6 protein-coding genes are annotated in these 2,990 nt (G+C 66.6%); 3 read left to right on the top strand and 3 right to left on the bottom strand.

Features of this window, described 5'->3' with window-relative positions:
• Positions 1-517, top strand: a 517-nt coding sequence (locus tag ACRDUX_RS41565) for an MFS transporter (RefSeq protein WP_526423528.1), incomplete at its 5' end; no start/stop codon positions are given.
• A 52-nt stretch (positions 518-569) separates the two neighbouring features.
• On the opposite strand, the gene ACRDUX_RS41570 is transcribed toward ACRDUX_RS41565, so the two are convergent.
• Positions 570-758 carry a DUF5302 family protein gene (locus tag ACRDUX_RS41570; protein ID WP_526378853.1) on the bottom strand — a complete coding sequence of 63 codons (189 nt, stop codon included), beginning with the start codon at positions 756-758 and terminating at the stop codon, positions 570-572.
• A 30-nt stretch (positions 759-788) separates the two neighbouring features.
• A complete protein-coding gene (locus ACRDUX_RS41575) occupies positions 789-1,235 on the bottom strand; it encodes a PPOX class F420-dependent oxidoreductase (RefSeq protein WP_526423530.1) in 447 nt (148 codons plus the stop codon).
• Positions 1,236-1,317: 82 nt separating this feature from the next.
• On the opposite strand from ACRDUX_RS41575, the gene ACRDUX_RS41580 reads away from it, so the two are divergent.
• Together ACRDUX_RS41580 and ACRDUX_RS41585 are read left to right on the top strand one after the other, a co-directional pair.
• Positions 1,318-2,139 carry a class I SAM-dependent methyltransferase gene (locus ACRDUX_RS41580; RefSeq protein ID WP_526423532.1) on the top strand — a complete coding sequence of 274 codons (822 nt, stop codon included), beginning with the start codon at positions 1,318-1,320 and terminating at the stop codon, positions 2,137-2,139.
• Positions 2,136-2,660, top strand: coding sequence for a DUF1697 domain-containing protein (locus tag ACRDUX_RS41585; protein WP_526423533.1), 525 nt, complete (start codon positions 2,136-2,138; stop codon positions 2,658-2,660). The genes ACRDUX_RS41580 and ACRDUX_RS41585 overlap by 4 nt, the downstream gene beginning before the upstream one ends.
• Positions 2,661-2,709: 49 nt before the next feature.
• On the opposite strand, the gene ACRDUX_RS41590 is transcribed toward ACRDUX_RS41585, so the two are convergent.
• On the bottom strand, positions 2,710-2,990 hold a 281-nt coding region (locus tag ACRDUX_RS41590), incomplete at its 5' end, for a GntR family transcriptional regulator (protein ID WP_526423535.1).

Consider the following 2,990-nt stretch of genomic DNA (forward strand, 5'->3'; position numbering starts at 1 on the left):
GTTCATGGCCGTGGTGCCGGCATTCGTCAAGTCCGTGATGGGCATCGACAACCACGCCGTCGCGGGCACCTTGGCCGGGTCCATCTTGGCGGCATCGGCTGTCGCTCAACTGCTGTCCCGCCGCATCAGCCCGCAGCGAGCCGTCGCGATCGGCTCCGCCATCCTGGTGGTGGGGATGATCATTCTCGCTGCGGCACTGCAACTCTCGTCGCCGTACCTCTTGCTCGTCGCGGCCATCGTGGCCGGCACCGGGCAGGGCATCAGCTTCAGTCGGGGGCTGGCCTCGATAACAGAACGCGCGCCCGCCGACCGTCGCGCCGAGGTCAGCTCGACGTACTTCGTCGTGGCGTACGTCGCGCTCGCGCTGCCCGTCGTCAGTGAGGGATTCGCCTCCCAGCATTGGGGACTGCGCACCGCGGGCGTCAGTTTTGCGATCGCCACAGCGGCGTTGGCCGCGGTCTGCCTGGTGGCCATCCTGATTCAGGAGCGACGCTCGAATGCAATCGAAACCGCGTAGCCGGCCAGTGGTTTCGGTGATGCCACCGGCACTGACCCAGGCTGGCGCCGGCTTAGACGCTCTTGCGCCGGAACTCCCTGCGACTCTCCGCGGGGCCGGTCGACCGCGGACCGTGCTTGCGTCCGCCGTCCTTGTGTTCGGAGCCGCCGCCGGCGTTGGCCTTCTTGCGCTCCAGCGCCTCGCGGAACTTGCGCTTGTTCTCGTCGGAGGATTCGGTCTCGTCAGAGGTCTCTTCGGCCATGCCTCAGCGTAGCGCGCCACGGCGCCGGCGTTAGCGCACGCCCGGTGGCATGCCATACAGATGGGAGATGGGCATCGTCATCAATACGCGCCGGTCGTCGACCATCGCCTGGCGGTATTCGTCCCAGTCGGGATGCTCCCTGCCTGCGATGTTGCGGTACAACGCAATCAGTCCCTCGACGGTGTCGTCGTCCGGCGTCGTCGCGGTCGGCGTGAGGATCGCGTTGCCTTCGGCGACCGCGTAGGCCCAGCCGTCGTCGGAGCTGACGTGGATCGACGCGCGGGGGTCCCGGCGCAGATTCCTGGTCTTGGCGCGCGGCTCGGTGATCGACACCGCAATCGCCACCTCGCGGGCATCGAAGTGATAGGAGACGTTCGACAACTGCGGCCGACCGTCCTGTTTGATGGTCGCCAGCACCCCAAGCGAGTTTCCACCGATCAAGGCCAACAGCTTCTCGTCGAACACCTGGCGGGTCACGGTCACCAGCGTACGACCGCGTAGCGCGAGGGTGACCCGATTCCGTAGGCGGATCCCTTACCCACCTTTCTAGAATGACCGGATGACCACGATCGACGGAACCACACTGGAAGGTGTCTCCGCGACGACCCTGTGGACCCTGCACGGACGCGGCACCGAGGCCAAGCGCTCCGACGGAGTGATCCGCGATCCATGGGCCGTCACCCTGCTCGACACGATCGACTACGACTACCTCAAGTTCGGTAAGCCCCATCAGACCTTCGGCCTGCGCGCGGCGGCGTTCGACACCGTCGCGAGCCAGTACCTGGTGGCGCATCCGAAGGCCTCGGTCGTGGCACTCGCGGAGGGGTTGCAGACCAGCTTCTGGCGCCTCGAACGAACTGGTGTTATCGACGAATCCACCTGGTATTCAATCGATTTGCCACCAGTCATGGAGCTCAGGCGGCAGCTACTGCCATCCGACGACCGCATCGTCGCACTCGCACAATCCGCGCTGGACCGCTCCTGGATGGATCGCGTCGACGCGAGCAACGGCGCCTTCATCACCGCCGAGGGCTTGCTGATGTACCTCGAGCCGGAGGACGCCCTCGGTCTGATCGCCGACTGCGCGGCCCGTTTTCCCTCCTGCCAGATGATGTTCGATTCCGTTCCACGCTGGTTCAGCGCCCGCACCCTGAAGGGTGTGAAACTCTCGGAGCGCTACTTCGCGCCTCCCATGCCGTTCGGCCAGTCCGCCGATGAGGCCCTCGCGATCGCGGGCTCCCTTGCCGGGGTGCGGCTGGCTCGGGACATCGCGCTTCCCCCTGGCCGCGGGGCGTGGAGGCTGGCGTCGGCGCCCGCGTTGGATCGCGTCGGCCTGTTCCGCCGCAGCCGACCCAGCGTCACCCTGTTGGAGTTCGCATGACGCGGTACGTCGCCTTCCTGCGCGGCGTCAACGTCGGCGGCGTGAACCTGAAGATGGCCGAGGTCGCGGCGGCCCTGACCGAGGCCGGCTTCACGGCGGTACAAACGGTGCTCGCCAGCGGCAACGTGATATTGGAGAGCGGCGCCAACACCTCAGGAGTCCGCAAGAAGGCGGAGGCCGCGTTGCGTGAGGCGTTCGGGTACGACGCATGGGTCCTGGCCTACGATCGGAGCGCGGTGGCTGCGATCTCAGCGGCCTATCCGTTCGAGCGGGAGGTCGAGGGCCACCATTCCTACGTCACCTTCGTCTCCGACGCCGACGTCCTCGACGAACTGGCCGAACTCGCCAAGGACCCGGGCCCCGACGAGTTGATCGAACGCGGCGAGGGCGTCGTCTACTGGCAGGTCCCCAAGGGCGGCACGCTGGACACCACCATCGGCAAGACCATGGGAAAGAAGCGGTACAAGTCGTCGACCACCACCCGCAACCTCAGAACCATCGAAAGGGTGCTGGCCAAGTGAGCCACCGGTTTCATTGGCCGACAGTGGATTCACCGTCTGAGAACTTCGCCTAGCCGAACGCCGTTTCGACGTAGCGCAACGCGTCGTCCTTGCCGACGCCGAGCGCCTTGGCCGCCGACGCGTAGGTGTGCGCCGCAGTCGCCATCGCGACGTCGGCAGGATCCACCCGTGCGACGAAAGTGCCGAATCTGCCTCGAGTTTCGAGCAGCCCGGCCGCTTCGAGCTCACGGTAGGCACGGGCCACCGTGTTCACCGCCATGTTCAGCTGGCCCGCGAGGTCCCGGACGGTCGGCAACCGGGCTCCCGGCAGCAGCCTGCCGTTCCGAACAC

It is taken from the genome of Mycobacterium sp. (genome assembly GCF_050701675.1).
GTDB lineage: Bacteria > Actinomycetota > Actinomycetes > Mycobacteriales > Mycobacteriaceae > Mycobacterium.